Origin of the sequence: Hassallia byssoidea VB512170, from assembly GCF_000817785.2 — a bacterium.
In the GTDB taxonomy this organism is placed as follows: Bacteria; Cyanobacteriota; Cyanobacteriia; order Cyanobacteriales; family Nostocaceae; genus Hassallia; species Hassallia carrinoi.
Genome location: NZ_JTCM02000082.1, coordinates 15,032 through 30,458 on the forward strand (window position 1 = coordinate 15,032; position 15,427 = coordinate 30,458).

21 protein-coding genes are annotated in these 15,427 nt (G+C 40.3%); 9 read left to right on the forward strand and 12 right to left on the reverse strand.

Going from position 1 to position 15,427, the window contains the following annotated elements; all coding sequences use genetic code 11:
* Positions 1 to 81 precede the first annotated feature (81 nt).
* The 4 genes from PI95_RS25365 (at position 82) to PI95_RS36960 (ending at position 1,953) form a co-directional block, all read left to right on the forward strand.
* Positions 82 to 426 (forward strand): DUF2499 domain-containing protein, encoded by a 345-nt coding sequence (locus tag PI95_RS25365; RefSeq protein WP_039743302.1) that lies wholly within the window; start codon positions 82 to 84, stop codon positions 424 to 426.
* Positions 427 to 489: 63 nt separating this feature from the next.
* Complete coding sequence (locus PI95_RS25370; RefSeq protein ID WP_039743304.1) at positions 490 to 780, forward strand: DUF3593 domain-containing protein; 291 nt, start codon at positions 490 to 492, stop codon at positions 778 to 780.
* 129 nt (positions 781 to 909) lie between these two features.
* Positions 910 to 1,683, forward strand: coding sequence for a 1-(5-phosphoribosyl)-5-[(5-phosphoribosylamino)methylideneamino]imidazole-4-carboxamide isomerase (gene hisA, locus PI95_RS25375; RefSeq protein WP_039743306.1), 774 nt, complete (start codon positions 910 to 912; stop codon positions 1,681 to 1,683).
* A 144-nt stretch (positions 1,684 to 1,827) separates the two neighbouring features.
* Entirely contained in the window at positions 1,828 to 1,953 is a 126-nt protein-coding gene (locus PI95_RS36960; RefSeq protein ID WP_268896819.1) for a hypothetical protein, read from the forward strand.
* Between the two features lie 269 nt (positions 1,954 to 2,222).
* Here the strand turns inward: PI95_RS36960 and PI95_RS25380 are convergent, their stop codons facing one another.
* From PI95_RS25380 to PI95_RS25410, 7 genes are all read right to left on the reverse strand, one after another.
* Positions 2,223 to 3,302: a coiled-coil domain-containing protein gene (locus tag PI95_RS25380; RefSeq protein WP_039743308.1), complete on the reverse strand. Its 1,080-nt coding sequence runs from the start codon at positions 3,300 to 3,302 to the stop codon at positions 2,223 to 2,225.
* 180 nt (positions 3,303 to 3,482) lie between these two features.
* Positions 3,483 to 4,460 (reverse strand): coiled-coil domain-containing protein, encoded by a 978-nt coding sequence (locus PI95_RS25385; RefSeq protein WP_039743310.1) that lies wholly within the window; start codon positions 4,458 to 4,460, stop codon positions 3,483 to 3,485.
* 528 nt (positions 4,461 to 4,988) lie between these two features.
* On the reverse strand, positions 4,989 to 6,758 hold the full coding sequence (locus PI95_RS25390) for an NAD+ synthase (protein WP_039743312.1): 1,770 nt from the start codon (positions 6,756 to 6,758) through the stop codon (positions 4,989 to 4,991).
* Between the two features lie 41 nt (positions 6,759 to 6,799).
* The gene (locus PI95_RS25395; protein WP_039743314.1) at positions 6,800 to 7,105 is read right to left on the reverse strand and encodes an isochorismate lyase; all 306 of its coding nucleotides are present in this window, start codon (positions 7,103 to 7,105) and stop codon (positions 6,800 to 6,802) included.
* Positions 7,106 to 7,156: 51 nt separating this feature from the next.
* Positions 7,157 to 7,903 (reverse strand): NUDIX hydrolase, encoded by a 747-nt coding sequence (locus PI95_RS25400; RefSeq protein ID WP_039743316.1) that lies wholly within the window; start codon positions 7,901 to 7,903, stop codon positions 7,157 to 7,159.
* The gene (locus PI95_RS25405) at positions 7,864 to 8,463 is read right to left on the reverse strand and encodes a nicotinate-nucleotide adenylyltransferase (protein WP_039744085.1); all 600 of its coding nucleotides are present in this window, start codon (positions 8,461 to 8,463) and stop codon (positions 7,864 to 7,866) included. Before PI95_RS25405 ends, PI95_RS25400 begins: the two co-directional genes overlap by 40 nt.
* Before the next feature lie 101 nt (positions 8,464 to 8,564).
* Positions 8,565 to 9,965, reverse strand: coding sequence for a nicotinate phosphoribosyltransferase (locus PI95_RS25410; RefSeq protein WP_039743317.1), 1,401 nt, complete (start codon positions 9,963 to 9,965; stop codon positions 8,565 to 8,567).
* A 473-nt stretch (positions 9,966 to 10,438) separates the two neighbouring features.
* Here PI95_RS25410 and PI95_RS25415 point away from each other — a divergent pair, with 473 nt between their 5' ends.
* Positions 10,439 to 10,588, forward strand: coding sequence for a hypothetical protein (locus tag PI95_RS25415; protein ID WP_039743319.1), 150 nt, complete (start codon positions 10,439 to 10,441; stop codon positions 10,586 to 10,588).
* 473 nt (positions 10,589 to 11,061) lie between these two features.
* Here the strand turns inward: PI95_RS25415 and PI95_RS25420 are convergent, their stop codons facing one another.
* The gene (locus PI95_RS25420) at positions 11,062 to 11,763 is read right to left on the reverse strand and encodes a diacylglycerol/polyprenol kinase family protein (RefSeq protein ID WP_201280599.1); all 702 of its coding nucleotides are present in this window, start codon (positions 11,761 to 11,763) and stop codon (positions 11,062 to 11,064) included.
* A gap of 59 nt (positions 11,764 to 11,822) precedes the next feature.
* Here PI95_RS25420 and yidD point away from each other — a divergent pair, with 59 nt between their 5' ends.
* The 4 genes from yidD (at position 11,823) to PI95_RS25440 (ending at position 13,612) form a co-directional block, all read left to right on the forward strand.
* Positions 11,823 to 12,077 carry a membrane protein insertion efficiency factor YidD gene (yidD, locus tag PI95_RS25425; RefSeq protein ID WP_163519187.1) on the forward strand — a complete coding sequence of 85 codons (255 nt, stop codon included), beginning with the start codon at positions 11,823 to 11,825 and terminating at the stop codon, positions 12,075 to 12,077.
* A 143-nt stretch (positions 12,078 to 12,220) separates the two neighbouring features.
* Positions 12,221 to 12,925, forward strand: coding sequence for a M15 family metallopeptidase (locus tag PI95_RS25430; RefSeq protein ID WP_039743320.1), 705 nt, complete (start codon positions 12,221 to 12,223; stop codon positions 12,923 to 12,925).
* Positions 12,926 to 13,031: 106 nt separating this feature from the next.
* Entirely contained in the window at positions 13,032 to 13,283 is a 252-nt protein-coding gene (locus PI95_RS25435) for a DUF433 domain-containing protein (protein WP_039743322.1), read from the forward strand.
* On the forward strand, positions 13,280 to 13,612 hold the full coding sequence (locus PI95_RS25440; RefSeq protein ID WP_039743323.1) for a DUF5615 family PIN-like protein: 333 nt from the start codon (positions 13,280 to 13,282) through the stop codon (positions 13,610 to 13,612). The genes PI95_RS25435 and PI95_RS25440 overlap by 4 nt, the downstream gene beginning before the upstream one ends.
* 24 nt (positions 13,613 to 13,636) lie before the next feature.
* Here PI95_RS25440 and PI95_RS25445 read toward each other — a convergent pair whose 3' ends face one another.
* The 4 genes from PI95_RS25445 to PI95_RS36215 form a co-directional block, all read right to left on the reverse strand.
* Positions 13,637 to 14,110: a TspO/MBR family protein gene (locus PI95_RS25445; protein ID WP_039743325.1), complete on the reverse strand. Its 474-nt coding sequence runs from the start codon at positions 14,108 to 14,110 to the stop codon at positions 13,637 to 13,639.
* Positions 14,111 to 14,170: 60 nt separating this feature from the next.
* Positions 14,171 to 14,374, reverse strand: coding sequence for a hypothetical protein (locus tag PI95_RS25450; protein WP_163519188.1), 204 nt, complete (start codon positions 14,372 to 14,374; stop codon positions 14,171 to 14,173).
* Positions 14,375 to 14,734: 360 nt separating this feature from the next.
* The gene (locus tag PI95_RS25455) at positions 14,735 to 15,208 is read right to left on the reverse strand and encodes a TspO/MBR family protein (protein ID WP_039744091.1); all 474 of its coding nucleotides are present in this window, start codon (positions 15,206 to 15,208) and stop codon (positions 14,735 to 14,737) included.
* Positions 15,205 to 15,427: hypothetical protein (locus PI95_RS36215; RefSeq protein ID WP_236117189.1), on the reverse strand; the 223-nt coding region annotated here is incomplete at its 5' end. The genes PI95_RS36215 and PI95_RS25455, both read right to left, overlap by 4 nt.

Genomic DNA, 15,427 nt, shown 5'->3' on the forward strand with positions numbered 1-15,427 from the left:
GGCAAACTCCTAACTCCTAACTCCTGTACAGACGCGACCGATCGCGTCTCTACAACTTTGCGCCTTTTAACTCCTAACTGTATGCACGCTCTTTCAATTCCCACCTGGATTATTCATATTTCTAGCGTTATTGAGTGGATTGCCGCCATTTGGTTAATCTGGACTTACGGTGAAGTTACTGGCAACCGTACTTGGGGAGCATTGTCTTTTGCCATGTTACCAGCTTTGATTAGCGCCATGTGCGCTTGCACCTGGCATTATTTCGATAATGCCGAATCTTTAGAATGGTTGGTAACGCTGCAAGCTGCCATGACCTTAATTGGTAATTTTACACTTTGGGCAGCAGCGGTGTTGATTTGGCGTTCCACCAAGTCGGAAAAACCTGTAGAATCAGATTCTCAAGAAACTATGACATCAAAGTTATGATTTCTTAACTTCCGTACAGACGTTCCGCTGGAACGTCTCTACAACTCCTAACTCCTCAAATCTATGATTTCAAAAGAAACTTTATTTGCCCTATCACTGTTTCCCTACTTGGGATTTTTGTGGTTTATCAAACGTTCTCAGCAAATGCCGCGTTTGGCACTTTATGGATTTTACGGCACCTTGGTCTTTGTCGGAGTCACGATTCCGGTAGGGATTTATGCCCAAGTGCATTATGGTAAATCTTTAGCAAATGTTGATTGGCTGCACGGAGGTGCAGAAGTTTTTTTAACGCTTTCTAATATATTGATTGTGTTGGGTTTTCGGCAAGCTGTTATGAGAGGGAGTAGGGAGTAGGGAATGGGGAATGGGGACAAGGGGGACAAGGGAGACAAGGGAGACAAGGGAGACAAGGAGGCATTTGTTCCCGAATCCCCAATTACCAACAACCAACAACCAACCACTAACAACTAACAACCAACAATTATGGACGTAATTCCCGCGATTGATTTACTAGAAGGTCGTTGTGTGCGACTTTATCAAGGAGACTATTCACAGTCGCAAGTTTTTAATGAAAATCCGGCTGATGTTGCTAAACAGTGGGTTGAGGAGGGTGCAAGCAAATTGCACGTTGTTGATTTGGATGGAGCAAAAGCAGGTAAGATAGTTAATTTAGGGGCAATTGAAGCGATCGCCTCTACAGTATCGATACCAATTCAAGTTGGTGGGGGTTTGCGCGATCGCCAAAGTGTGCAACAATTATTCAATATAGGTGTACAGCGAGCAATTTTAGGAACTATCGCTGTAGAACAACCTGAGTTAGTAGAACAACTCTGCCAAGAATTTCCCGGACAAATTATTATCGGTATTGATGCACGTAACGGACTAGTAGCAACTCGTGGTTGGTTAGAAACTTCAGAAGTTTTAGCTACGCAACTAGCCGTACAAATGCAAGAATTAGGAGCAGCAGCGATTATCTACACAGATATACATCGTGACGGTACTTTGTCGGGACCGAATTTAGACGCTTTGCGAGAACTTGCCGATGCTATCTCTATCCCTATTATTGCTTCAGGTGGCGTTAGTTCTGTAACAGATTTGTTAAGTTTGCTTGCGTTAGAAGCTCAAGGTGTAACTGGTGTGATAATAGGGCGGGCGTTGTATACTGGTGATATTTCTTTGAAAGAAGCATTACGAGCGATCGGACCTGGACGCATTCAAGATATTCCCCCCAATCTAGATTTTTCTGCCTTTGGGTGATATTAAATCCGCTGTTTGCAAGCAATATAGACAATTTAATCTTTTTTCTCGGCTACAAGCCGATTTTTTTTTTAATATTTCCGGATTAGTAACTTACGGGATTGTATCTCAAGTTGTAGAGAGTTCACAATCGGATATCTTGTTATGAGTCGTCTAAAACCTCCTAATAAAGGCAAACCAATAAAAACTGAGAATGGTGCCACTAGATTCCTAGCCAACAACCAAATTGACACCAAACCGCAGGCAAAAAAGCTGGATGAAACACTATAATTCAGCCTGCATTGAACTTGAGTAATATCTACCAAGTCGCTTGCAGAGAAGTTTATGTTGTAATTTTTTATTTTTTAACTTTTAAATATAATGGGTTTCCTCTGGGTAGAGACGTAAAAATAAATGCGTCTCTATTTTCTTTTTTAAACAAGTAGTAAGGACTTCAGTCCTTTCATTTGAGGACTTTAGTCCTCACTACGAGATTCTTAAAGTTATAAACTAGTAAAAACGTAATTTTTACTAGTTTATAAATCTAGGTTAAAACCAAACTATTTATTTTTCGCTTGAGTTTTGGCTTGTTCCAAAGCAATTTCTTTTATCGCTTGATATGAATTGACATTTGCCGAACCTTCAATAGCTTTAACTGCCAAATCTTGAACTTGTTTGAGAGCCGAATCAAGTTGTTTTGATAGATTTAGAATTCGAGAATCTTGATTGGATATTGTCTGTTCTAAAGATTGCAGTCTTTGTTCGTAAAAGCGCTTTTGTCCTTCTACGTCTTTGGCGTATAAATCGGATTTTATCTTAGCTTGGTAGTGAGCAATACCTTTGCCTTCTTCTGTCGCTTTCTTAATTGCCGCTTCTTTTTCTTTAGGAAATGCTTCTACCTTAGCTTTGGCTTCTTCAAATTGCTTTTCTCGCTCAGAAACTTCTTTCTCTTTTTCACTCCACTGTTTATTTATCTCTTGTTGTATTTCTTCTAATTCTTTATACAAACCTTTCTGCCGTTGTTCATATTCATCTGTCTCTAGTTTGCGTTGCAGTTCTAAATCATACTTATATTCTGCCGTTTCTCTTTGGCGAGTTTTCTGAATGTTTTCATTGCGTTCTTTTGTCGTTACTTTGTATTCCTCTTGCTCTTTTACCCAAGTATTTCTTTCTTCTAATATTTCTTGAGATAACACTTCATAACGTTGGCTAAATTCCTCTTGATAAGCCTTTGCATTATCTTCGTAGGATTTGACAAGCGTATCTAATATATCTTCGGAGATTTCCAAATTATGTAACTGTTTTAATTCTTCAACTTCCTTATCTATGGCTTCTCTGATTTCTGCTAATTTGAAAGCTTGGTTGCTAAGTTGTTCCGATAATTCGCTGGCAGCGCTACCAAAGCCCAACTGAATGATTGCCAAGTTTTCAATAGTAGAATTCATCTTTTGCTGAACGGTAGATGACTGGTTCATAGCTGTTTTTGGCTCCAATTTAGGTTTTTCTAGTGTGGCAGATTGACTGCCTTTCTGTAGTTGGTCAATTTGTGATTTAAGTGCTGCTTTCTCTTTGGCTAATTCTTCATATGCTTGAAGAATTTCTACTTTGGTATTTTTATCATTTGGTTTTCTAGCTGCCATAACAAACCTCCTATTTTCCAATTAAAAATTCAATTCCTCGTTCCTAGGCAGAGCCTAGGAATGAAATATGGGAGGGCTGCTGCCTCCATAGTGGTATCACTTTGAACCTAAGTGGCAGAGCCACTTTGAATGCATTCCCAGGTTCTACCTGGGAACGAGAAAACGAGAAACGAGTACAAACTATTTTGCTGAACCGTCAAAAGCTCTCATTGCCAAGTCTTGTGCTTGTTTCAATGCTGTTTGTAGTTGAGCGGAAATACCTTCTATTTGCTCAACTTGCTTTTGAATTGTTTGTTCCAAAGATTGAATTTTCGCTTCATAGCTTTGTTTGGTAGACTCCCAATCTTTTTCAAATAAATCAGCTTCAACTTTAGCTTTTTGACTTGTTTCTTTAATTGCTTCTTCTCTAGCTTTCTTAATTGCTTCTTCCATTTCGTTAGGAAAGGCTGCGACTTTTTGTTGATATTCTGTAAATAAAGGTTGACGTTCTTTGAGAATTTTTTCTCGTTCTGCCCAATCTTTTTCTTTCTGTTGCGTGTTTTCTTGTATTTCTCTTTCTGAGTTGCGCTTTCTCGCTTCGTAAGCGTTTGTGTTAAGTTTGCGAGTAGTTTCTAATTTATATTGAAATTCGTCTGTTTCCAAAGAGCGTTGTTTGGCTAATGATTCGTTGTATGCTTGTAGCGCTTCTTCATACTCTGCTTGCTCTTTTTGCCATTCTTTACGCTTTTGGGCAATTTCTTTTTCTAGTGTTTCTCGCTTGCTTCTGATATCTTCTTCAAGGGCTTTTAACTTTTCTCGATGTTCTTGAGTTAAGATATCTAAAGCATCGGCAACAATTCTAATTTGCTGAAGTTCTTGTAAATTTTGGGTGGCAATTTCTCTAGCACGATTCAGTTCATCTAACTTAGAGTTCTGTCTAGCTAACTTTTCCGATAGTTCATTGACAATGCTGCCAAACTCTAGTTGCAAATCAGCTAAACCTTTAACAATATTATCAACTGTGTAGGTAGAAGCAGCTTCGAGTGTTTCTTTATTTTTCGCTTTTTCTGCTTCTTCTTGTTTGGTTGCTATTTTAGTTTCTAATTTTTTCCTATCAGCAATTATTTGCTGAAATGCTTGCATTAGTTGTTGTTTGCTGTCTTTGACTGCTATGCTCATACTCTACTCCTTTAAATGTGCAATGGTGTACTTTTTTTTGCAAGCTGAAGTTAGACTTTCTCTATGCAGACATCAAGCTAGCCTTTAAATGAACGTTTTTAACGCCGTGAAATTACTGAAAATCTAATTCCACGATTTAGGCTAGGCGATTTTTTGCTGAAAAAAGAAAATTTCAGCTATGTTTGCGATCGCGTTGATTTCAAACTAGTTAAGAGGTGATGATTTTGGTTTGAAAAACTGAAATGCTTGCTTTTTTATGTGTTTCTGGCTGATTTGCCAAAAAAACATTACTAGCAAAGTCGAAAATTGCAGAATATCTGCATTTGAGGTGGGTTTTCCTCGGTTTGTTTATATAGTACATTAGTACTATATAGATTAACTCATGTTTTTATATTTTTGTCAAGGAAGAGAGAAAAATTTTGAGCAAACAAGGATTTTAAGCACTAAAGTGCTTACTACGCACATATAAAAAGCTGGTGCACGTGTATTAAAAGAGACTTGCACCAGCAGGAAATTATTTATCTGTACCTATTTATGTAGAATGGGGATTGTTTTACTCTGGTAGGCGTTTTTAACTGAAAACCAGTTGCTGGCGATCGGCATTCGCCAACCGGTACCGAAGGCGCGATCGGTGATTTTTAAGCCGGGGGGTGCTTGTCGTCGCTTAAATTCGGCACGCGCTACCATCTGAATTACTCGGTCTACAATTTGTGCGTCGTGACCGGCGTCAACAATTTGTGCGGCTGATTGATGGTTGTGAATCAGGCGTTGCAGAATGTCGTCTAATATCTCGTAAGGTGGTAGGGAATCTTGATCGACTTGACCTGGTTTGAGTTCAGCGCTGGGTGCTTTAATGAGGACGTTTTCGGGGATTGGGGAGTGGGGAGTGGGGAGTTGGGAGTGGGGAGTGGGGAATGGGGAGTGGGGAGTTGGGAATGGGGAGTGGTGATTAAGCCAGTGGCAAATTGAGTAGACGCGGGTTTTGGGAACATCGGCAATTACGGCTAATCCGCCATTCATATCGCCGTAAAGGGTGCAGTAACCAACTGCCATTTCTGATTTGTTGCCGGTAGATAAAAGGAGATAGCCGAATTTGTTGGCGATCGCCATCAATAAATTACCCCGAATCCGAGATTGAATGTTCTCCTCGGCTAGTCCAAATTGTGTACCAGCAAACAAGTCTGCTAAGGTGTTGTCATAGCCTTGCATTAACTGCCCGATGGGTAATGTGGTAGTCTTGATTCCCAGGCTTTCGCTTAATGCTAAAGCATCGGTGATAGAATGTTCGGAACTGTAGGGCGAAGGCATCAGCACACCGAAGACATTTTCTTTACCAAGTGCGGCAGTGGCGATCGCTGCTACTAATGAAGAATCAATTCCCCCACTTAAACCCAATACTACTTGAGAAAAGCGGCACTTTTGAGCATAATCTCGCACTCCTAAAACTAAAGCGTGCCAAATTTCTTCATCTTCGCTTTCATATTCAGCTACTACAGTACTTTGTAGTAAATCTCGCTGTACTTCGTCAAATTCAACTATTACTAAATCAGTTTCAAATCCACGGGCACGACATATCAAGTCACCCCGACTATTCAAAGCAAAACTTCTGCCGTCGAAAATTAAATCATCATTTCCACCTACTTGATTGGCATAAATAATCGGTTGTTGAAAACGAATGGCACTATGTCGCAACATCGTTTCTCGAAACTGCTGTTTATTGACGCTGTAGGGTGATGCAGATAAATTTACAACGAAATCTACACCCAAAATTGCTAAGTCAGCAATCGGATTGTTGGTGTAACTACGTTTGCCCCAAAATTCCTCATCATTCCACAAATCTTCGCAAATAGTTACGCCAATATCAATATCATCTAAGGTGAAATAATTGGCTTGTAAACCTGGTTCAAAATAGCGACTTTCATCAAATACGTCATAAGTTGGTAAAAGTCGCTTATGAAAAACTTGCTTGATTTTACCTTCATCTAACAACGCCATGCTGTTATATAAAGGTTTTTCACCATTATGATGTGCCTGAGCATTTTTTTCAACTGTTCCCACTAACACAGCTAAATTTGGCGGCAAATCTTTAACTAATTGTTGCAAAGTTATATGCATTGCCTCCACAAAACTAGGATTTAACAATAAATCCCTCGGTGGATAGCCACATAAAGAAAGTTCTGGTGTTAGTAGTAAACGCGCACCGGCTGCGGCTGCTTGTTGTGCTGCATAGAGAATTTTGGCAGCGTTTCCTGGTAAGTCACCAATTGTCGGATTAATTTGAGCGATCGCAATTTTCATTTTAGATTTTAGATTTTAGATTTGGGATTTTCTAAACTTGATTATTCAGACTTTTTATTTGACTGCCAATGTTTTAATTCTTCATCTATGAAATAACTAACCAAATCTCGATATAGCTTTTCAATTACATCTGGATTTAAGCCTACTTCTTCAGCCCACACACGTCTTGACTGCAACATAGAATTAAACCTGTCTGGGGCTTTTACATTTGTTTCACTGGTCTTGAACTTAGCCGCTGCTTTCACATATGCAAATCTTTTGCTGAAATCAGAGATAACTTGCTTATCAATTTCATCAATACAATCGCGAATCTCTTGAATATTTAAACATTCATCCGGTGATTTCATAACTTTACGTCCTTGGCATCTTCTCTGCGAGACGCTGCGCGAATGCGGTTGTTAAATAAAGACCAAAGGTTTATCTTTGAATGGGGCAAATGCTTCGGCATCAAACTTATACAAACTAGCTGGACGACCGGCACCGCGTGATATTTTAATTCCGGTATCGGATAAAAAACCTAGTTTGAGTAGACGCGCTCGAAAATTAGAATAATCGGCAAAATTATCTCCTAATACTGTGGTGTATAACTGATATAAATCATTTAAAGTAAATGTTTCTGGTAGGACTTCAAAAGCTACCGGACTATATTCTAATTTATTTCGCAATCGCCTGTGTCCATACGCTAAAACTTCGTTATGGTCAAAGGCTAATTGCGGTACTTGCTTCACCGGATACCAAGCTATACCAGTTACTTTATCGGCAATTAATTCGGCTTCTTCAAAGCGGACAAGGGCAAAGTAGCTAACTGATAGATAGCGGACACCAAAGCTATCGATCGCTTCGCGTGGATCGCGATTGGGTCCGCCAAAGGTATACAATTGCTCTAAATAGAGATTGTTAACTTTAATTTTCTCTGACATTATACGATAAGCGGCATCTTCTAAAGATTCTCCTTGACGTACTAAAGTACCGGGAAGACTCCATTGATTTAAAAATGGCTCTTGCTGTCGCATTATTAATAAAACTAGTAGCCGATTTTGCGCGGTATCTACAGAAAAAATTACATTGTCAACACCAACTTTGAAATCAGCCAAAGGTTGTTGATTTAACAGATTTGGAATTTGTTTTTGCTTGTGTCCTGGCATTCGTACAAATGCTTTTGATGAATATAGTTAACAACTGGTGGAGTTAAAGCTTTAGGGTCTTTATTTTCACGATAAGCTGTTGAGGAAACATCCAAAGCGATAAGGTTAGCGATCGCAATTTTTCCTCCCAGATGAAGCACCCCTGACAAACTAGACTCATCTATCGCATATCCCGGTCGCGGCACTACTAGTAATTGTACTTGTCGCAACAAATCTTCAATACGATACCAACGCGGCAGCTGATTTAGCAAATCTGAACCGATAACTAATGTTAATTCTACGTCTTCACCTACACTGAGTTTCGCTTTTTCTACCGTTTCTAGTGTTCTGAAGCTACTTAATTCTTGTTCTAAAATAATGTTGCGCTGTGGTGTATTCATATCCGCAATTAATAATCGTAGCATCGCCACTCGATGTTCCAAAGGTGTTTGATGCGATTTAAAGGGATTATTTGCTGCCCAAACTACCACGCGATCGTAATGTTCGGATAACCAATTTAAAATTGTTTGATGTCCGGCAGTTGGTGGATCGGCACTTGTACCAAATAAAGCAATCTTCAACATTTTGGATTTTAGATTAAGAATTGGGCATTGAGAATGGGTAATGGGTAATGGGTAATGGGGAATCGAGAGAAAAAATTATCTCCTTGTCTCCTTGTCCCCTAGTCCTCAGTCCCTAACCTTTGCGTCTGCTGGGTGAGTTTTTCTAATTCGGCGGAAATTTCTACTTGTACGGAAACAGGATGATTTAGCTGTCTGGTTTCTTCAGGTAAACTGGCGACTGAAGCTGCGCTGCGTTGGCGAATTTCTGCTAAAGTTTCTGATGGTTGCATCCGTTTACCTTCTTTAACCATTAATTGCAATAAAGGTTGTTCTGTGCTATAAATTTCATCTGCTAATCCCAAGCGATCGCCTTTGACTTTACCTTCATAAAAGGTGCGAAAAATCTGCTTGCGCCCCGGATAAGTGATTTTACCGCTAGACTCTTTCATGACAGGGATACCATCAATTTCTACTAGTTTATAAACTCCATTTATCGGCGAACCGGTAACTAGTCGCGTTCCCAATCCATAACCGTCAATTTGGGCACCAGCTGCTTTGAGTTTAGCAATTTCCCACTCATCTAAGTCACCACTAGCGAAAATCGACACTTCAGGAAGAAGCGATCGCACTTCTTTTGATAAGTTAACTAAATCCCCAGAATCTAACCGAACTCCTGCTAATTTCATTTCCCCTGAGTTGACTTTTTCAGCTAACTTTTTGGCAGCAGCGATTGTATCATAAGTATCAATTAACAATGACGCACCCGGAAAATATCGATGAAATGCTGTAAATGCTTGTTCTTCACTACCTGCCATTGCCGATAAAGCCATGACTAAGGCGTGAGCCATTGTACCACTTGGCTTTTGTCTTAGTTGTAGCGCTGCTAACACATTGGATGTAGCGTCTAATCCACCTGCTAACGCTGCCCGCGCTGCCCACAAAGAACCTTGGGGACTAAATGCCCGTCTTGTACCAAATTCTAGTAAGGTGGCTTTCTCGCCTGCGACATCGCGAATCCGTGCGGCTTTTGTGGCAATTAATGTTTGATAATTAATGGTATTTAACAAATAAGTTTCTACTAACTGTGCTTGCCAAAGCGGTGCTTCTACACGTAACAAAGTTTCATTGGCAAATACCGCTGTACCTTCTGGCACTGCCCACACATCGCCGGTAAAACGTCCTTCAAGCAGCAAAGACCAAAAGCGATCGCTTGCACCTTCAAAAATTCCCGTCGCTTGCAAAGCCGCGATTTGAGAGGAACTAAAGCGGAATTTTTCTAAATATTCCAACGCTTGCGCTAAACCCATCGCAATTAAATAACCAAAATTCTCAGGTAAGCGTCTCACAAACAATTCAAAGCTTGCCGATGATTGTTCTACACCTTCACCCGTGTAACAAGCTGCCATTGTTAGCTGGTAGAGGTCAGTCAGCAAACTGTAATCAGCCGCAGAGAAATTCAATTCTTGGTTCTCTTGCTGGATATTGGTAGATGCACAGTCCAGGTTTGGCAAAGTTATCATGCTGACGCGCCTTTACAAGAATGCTTTTATTTATGGTAGGTTTTACCATAAATAATGTCAACTGTCGCAGGACTTATGTCATTTAGTGCTTTAAATCAGGTTGTTGCGGTCAAATTAATACTGTATTTATCAATTAGTTCATATTTATTTATAGTATTTGTAAGAAATAACTAGATATAGCAATCCACGCATAAGAGCGTGAACAACAAGAACCCCGGTTTCTCCAAGAAACCGGGGTTCTGAGCTTTAGTTCCTATAGCCTTACATTTATAAGGTGAGGAATAATTGGTATAGGTTACAATCATAATCAAAGGGCAAAGTTTAATTTTTCTTATATAAAGTATTGCAACAACACCTGAAGAATCATTGCATAAATTCTCAATATATTGAGAATCTAAGCCAGTCGAGAATAGGAGAATTAAAGTAGATACATCGCAATTAAAAACACTGCGAAAAAAGGAGAATTTAATATGATGGCTATCTCCAGAATATTAGCGAGCATTGCCCAGTATATTTCTGAAGCGGCGATGCGGATTTTTGGTCCTAATGATGATGCTTATCCTGTTATTGGTATACAACCTTTTACGGGTGAACCTTACAAAGGTGCAGCCGACAATTGGTAAATAATGATATTAGATGTGTCAATGAAAATTAAAGTCGGTGGAAAAGTAAATTATCCACTGACTTTTTTATGTTGGTTGTAGTAAGGGCTGAAGCCCTTTCTTGTTATGAGGGCTAAAGCCCTCACTACGGTTCTTACAACCCATCCCACTGAAGTTCTGCTAACAAGGAAGATTTTCTCGGCTAATGTATGTTTTTGTAAATGTTATTAAATCATTAATATTTGTCAGACAGTGAAAGAAGCGATCGCTTGGATACTCTCTTAATAATGCTGGCTGTGGTAAGTCCTAACTAAAAGCTTTGTTTATCACTGGTGCAAAAAATACGTTGCAGATGTTACAACTAATGCCGCTAAATAAAAAATTGCCCAAATTCCCCACAAATTAAACTCAAAAAACCGAGCGCGTACCTCTGCGATTACTTAGCGTGATGCGTTTAAAAACGCTACAATTTTATGCGTAAATCCTATTTATTCTCAACTTAGTAGCTGAATTAACACAAAAGCAAAAGCCGCACTACCTATAGGAACTGTCAAATTGTCAACACCCAACAAAGAAAAAGCTTCTAAACCAGTAGCTATTAAAGCAACTATTAGTGATACCAGCCAAGTTTGCCAAACATTGCCCACTGTGAAAAGTAAAATTAAACTACAGACAATATAGCTGACAACAGCCATCGTTAAAGAGCCTTCCCAGCTTTTTTGCACCCCAAACACTTGATATTTATGTTTGCCAAATCGTTGTCCAATCAGCGCTGCCAATCCATCTCCCCATGCCATTATCAAAATACCGATCGCAGCGTACTCAGGTTGTTGCAAATGCCAGAAGCAGGCAACTAAAACACCTACACTAACAGCATAAAAAAATGTCCCCAAACTTTGGCGTCCGACACTATTAATACCTGGCAGAATCGGAAATAGATAGGATAGTAAGGTAACAGCACTCGCTAAAATCGAAGCTGTAATACCCACACTCGCGGGGAAATTTAGTAACCATGCGAATAAAATCACATTGCCAGTGCCAATATGAACGATTTTCCGCACAAGTTCTGCATCGCTATTGACAAAACGATTTGTCACCCAGGCAATCAGGAGAATGAGTGACACCCAAACAGCAGCGATCGCAACTTGCAGCGACAAAGATGGACTTGACTGTAAATCAAAAAATGAAGTTAACAATACAACAATATGAAAAACGTTGACGCTTATTATCAATGTATAAGATTTGGGTTACTGCGATGAAATTATTATTTATTTGGTTAATTAAAGGTTATCGCATTTTCATATCACCGCTGTTTCCCCCAACTTGTCGCTTTCAGCCAACTTGTTCAATGTATGCTATCGAAGCAATTGAGCGATTTGGAGTTATACGCGGTAGTTGGATGGCAATTTGGCGGATTTTGCGCTGCCATCCCTTTCATCCCGGTGGATACGATCCGGTACCGGAGGAGAGGGGGAGGGGGAGAGGGGGGGAGAGGGAGAGGGGGGGATGAGGGGGATGGGGGGGATGAGGGGGATGAGGGGGATGAGGGGGACAATTACCAATTACCAATTACCAATTCCCAATTCCCAATTCCCAATTCCCAATTACCAATTACCAATTCCCAATTACCAATCCCCAATGCCCAAAATCAAAATGCGTCCTTATCATCAAGTACCAATTATCGAATGTGGTGAACCGTTGGTGGAGATTCCTTTAGAATTGTTTGCGGTGGAATCTCCCCATCCTTATGAAAAGCTAGGTGCCCCTTATGGGGAACATTCTCCTTATTTTATCCGCGAAAGCTTGATTGACAACTTGATAGAAGCGCAAAGTTACTTACAATCAATACATCCAAATTGGCGCATTCAAATTTTTGATGCTTATCGCCCGGTTGCTGTGCAACAGTTTATGGTAGATTACAGTTTTGCTCAAGCGCTGTCAGAAAGGGGACTGACACAAGCGCAGTTGTCATCAACTAAACGCCAAGAGATTTGGGAAGCGGTTTATCAAATTTGGGCTGTACCCAGTTTAGATGAAAAGACTCCGCCTCCCCACAGTACAGGTGCAGCAGTGGATGTGACGCTGGTAGATGATAATGGACGAGTAGTTGATATGGGTTCGCCGATTGATGAAATGTCAGAGCGATCGCTTCCCGATTACTTTGCTAATAATAGCGTCGAAGCACAACAATATCATTCTCATCGTCAACTGTTGCATAACGTCATGTTAAAAGCCGGATTTCAACGCAATCCTAGAGAATGGTGGCATTTCTCTTTAGGAGATCAGATGTGGGCATGGTTGAATAATCAATTGATACCAACTAATTCTCTCACCGCCCGTTATGGACGTGTTGTATAAATGCGTTATGCACCGTTTTTACGATATATTGCGGTGCGCTGTTGCGTTTTGCCTAGATTATTAGGCTGCTCTAGACTTAAAGACGTACCATACAGCTTAAAAAAAGATGAGCTATCGTGACATCATTACTATAGAACCCGACAAACGAGGTGGTAAACCCTGTATTCGACGAATGAGAATTACCGTGTATGATGTTCTGGGTTGGCTAGCAGCTGGCATGTCTCACGCTGAAATCCTAGATGACTTTCCTGAGTTGACAGAAGCAGACATCAGGGCTTGTTTAGAATTTGCCGCCGATAGAGAACACCGTCTCGTTGCTTCTCTACGAGACGCTACGCGAACGGTAGGTGATGCTTGAAGCTACTGTTCGATCAAAATTTAAGCCGTAAGCTTGGTACTCGATTAGCAGATATTTTTCCTGATTCCAGTCATGTGCAGTTTCATGAACTGTCAGAGAAAACTGACACTGAAATTTGGGAATTTGCCAAAAGAAATGACTTTTGCATTGTCACTCAAGATGCGGATTTTGCAGAGCGAAGCCGTTTATACGGCTCACCACCCAAAGTTGTATGGCTACGCTGCGGGAATACACCAACTAACCAAGTCGAAGTCCTAATTCGCTCTGGAGCAGAGGCTATTCAAGAACTGTTGAATAATCCCAATCTACATTGCCTAGAACTGTACTAAAGCTATACTAGTGGCGTGACTAACCTAAGCATCTTGAGGATTTAGCTTAATTAACTCGTCAGTGGTGTAAGCACCAATCGGACTCCACAGTAAATAAGGTACTAGCAAAGCTGCCGCCAGTGGCGAAATCGGCAAAACACAAATTGTTAACACCACACCTAAAATAGCACCAACTGAACCAATAATTTCCCCTCTTTTGAGACTGCGGAACCTCAGCATTATCGGTATGTAGGTGACAGTGATAATTTCCAGCAGCAGGTATAAACCCATTAACAGCCAGGTTATCAAACTTCCGGGATTTTTTTGCCAAACAATATTAGCCGAAGCTGCACCGCAAATGAAAATCACAGTCCAAATGATGGGAATTAGTGGTTCAAAAACTAGCCATCTGGGACGAGTTAAGCTAGCGAACCATTTGATATCGCGGGGTGTGATGAAGAAACTACCAATCATCACAATGAAAGTTATTGCTCCAATAATCATCCAAGATTTAATCATGCTTTTATCCCAAATTAGTGCATTTTGTCAAGTTAGATATTGATATCGTTAAGTTAAGGTTTACTCAGCCTGATTTTTTTGAACCGTAGTCACTTCATAACAAACCGTCGTTAATATGAGTTGCTTATTTGTTACCACGCTAAATGCTGTGGTTACGAATGCAGAAGCTGTCGTTACTAATGCTTCAACTTTCGTTACTAACATTAAAGCTGTCGTTACTAATGCTTCAACTTTCGTTACGAATGCAGAAGCTGTCGTTATCATTGCTTCAACTTTCGTTACAACGCTAATCATTAAGACAACAAACTAATGCTTTTACAAAGGTATCCTTTGTGCAGCTATTATCCTTAACTAAACCGCATTGAGTTACACACGGCAATTTTGACAATTTTCAAGTATGCTTTTAATCAGTCGCAGGTTGTAGTTTTGATAGATAGTGGATAGTGGGTAGTGGTCAGTGATTAACAACTAACAACTAAGTAGATGGGCATAAATAAACGCTTCTTAACGTAGTAAAGGCAAGAGCCGTTAAAATCCTCAGCGACGAGCGGTAAACCGCTCACTACGAATCAGGAGAGTATTTTACGTTTAATTTCGCCCACTTACTTAACAATCAACACTCACTCAAGCATCTTGAGGATTAAGCTCAGTCATTGCTTTAGTGGTATAAGTGCCAATAGGACTCCAAAGTAAATAAGGCACAAGTAACAATGCTGCCCAACCGGAAATCGGTAAAACTGCGATCGCTAAAATAACAGCGATAATAAAACCCGATGCACCAATAATTGTACCGATTTTTAGGCTGCGGAGTCTAAACATTACAGGGGTGTAAGCGATGGTCGCAATTTCTAAAAGTAGGTATAAACCCATCCGCAACCATGTTTCAGTCGTTGAGGGTTTTTTTTCCCAGACAATATAAGCTGACCAAGCACCGCAGATAAATATTACAGTCCAAATAAGTGGAATTGCAGCCTCAAAAGTTAGCCATCTCGGTCTTTGCAAGCTTTTAAACCATCTGCGATCGCTTGGGGTAAAGAAGTTAGCAGCCAGCGCAACTACGAAAGTCACACCCCCAATCACCATCCAAGATTTAATCATGCCCCACATCCCTGACGCTTAGAAGGAAGATCGCGCCTTATATTGCGATTTTGCCAATTTCCTTGTAATTGCTCATCATCCTTGAGAGCGAACATCTGATTGAAGTAGGAATGAGCGCTTTTCCTTGGGCTGAACCTGGACAAAAATGGACAGCCTTCATCCGAAAATGTCGTGGGGGATCGAGGATCTAGTAAACAAGGCTGTCCATTTTTGTCTATT

Bases quoted from the DNA above. Each gene is read 5' to 3' on its own strand.
- PI95_RS25365 (WP_039743302.1), top strand. From the start codon at position 82: ATGCACGCTCTTTCAATTCCCACCTGGATTATTCATATTTCTAGCGTT.
- PI95_RS25370 (WP_039743304.1), top strand. From the start codon at position 490: ATGATTTCAAAAGAAACTTTATTTGCCCTATCACTGTTTCCCTACTTG.
- hisA (WP_039743306.1), top strand. From the start codon at position 910: ATGGACGTAATTCCCGCGATTGATTTACTAGAAGGTCGTTGTGTGCGA.
- PI95_RS36960 (WP_268896819.1), top strand. From the start codon at position 1,828: ATGAGTCGTCTAAAACCTCCTAATAAAGGCAAACCAATAAAAACTGAG.
- PI95_RS25380 (WP_039743308.1), bottom strand. From the start codon at position 3,302: ATGGCAGCTAGAAAACCAAATGATAAAAATACCAAAGTAGAAATTCTT.
- PI95_RS25385 (WP_039743310.1), bottom strand. From the start codon at position 4,460: ATGAGCATAGCAGTCAAAGACAGCAAACAACAACTAATGCAAGCATTT.
- PI95_RS25390 (WP_039743312.1), bottom strand. From the start codon at position 6,758: ATGAAAATTGCGATCGCTCAAATTAATCCGACAATTGGTGACTTACCA.
- PI95_RS25395 (WP_039743314.1), bottom strand. From the start codon at position 7,105: ATGAAATCACCGGATGAATGTTTAAATATTCAAGAGATTCGCGATTGT.
- PI95_RS25400 (WP_039743316.1), bottom strand. From the start codon at position 7,903: ATGCCAGGACACAAGCAAAAACAAATTCCAAATCTGTTAAATCAACAA.
- PI95_RS25410 (WP_039743317.1), bottom strand. From the start codon at position 9,965: ATGATAACTTTGCCAAACCTGGACTGTGCATCTACCAATATCCAGCAA.
- PI95_RS25415 (WP_039743319.1), top strand. From the start codon at position 10,439: ATGGCTATCTCCAGAATATTAGCGAGCATTGCCCAGTATATTTCTGAA.
- yidD (WP_163519187.1), top strand. From the start codon at position 11,823: ATGAAATTATTATTTATTTGGTTAATTAAAGGTTATCGCATTTTCATA.
- PI95_RS25430 (WP_039743320.1), top strand. From the start codon at position 12,221: ATGCGTCCTTATCATCAAGTACCAATTATCGAATGTGGTGAACCGTTG.
- PI95_RS25435 (WP_039743322.1), top strand. From the start codon at position 13,032: ATGAGCTATCGTGACATCATTACTATAGAACCCGACAAACGAGGTGGT.
- PI95_RS25445 (WP_039743325.1), bottom strand. From the start codon at position 14,110: ATGATTAAATCTTGGATGATTATTGGAGCAATAACTTTCATTGTGATG.
- PI95_RS25450 (WP_163519188.1), bottom strand. From the start codon at position 14,374: ATGATAACGACAGCTTCTGCATTCGTAACGAAAGTTGAAGCATTAGTA.
- PI95_RS25455 (WP_039744091.1), bottom strand. From the start codon at position 15,208: ATGATTAAATCTTGGATGGTGATTGGGGGTGTGACTTTCGTAGTTGCG.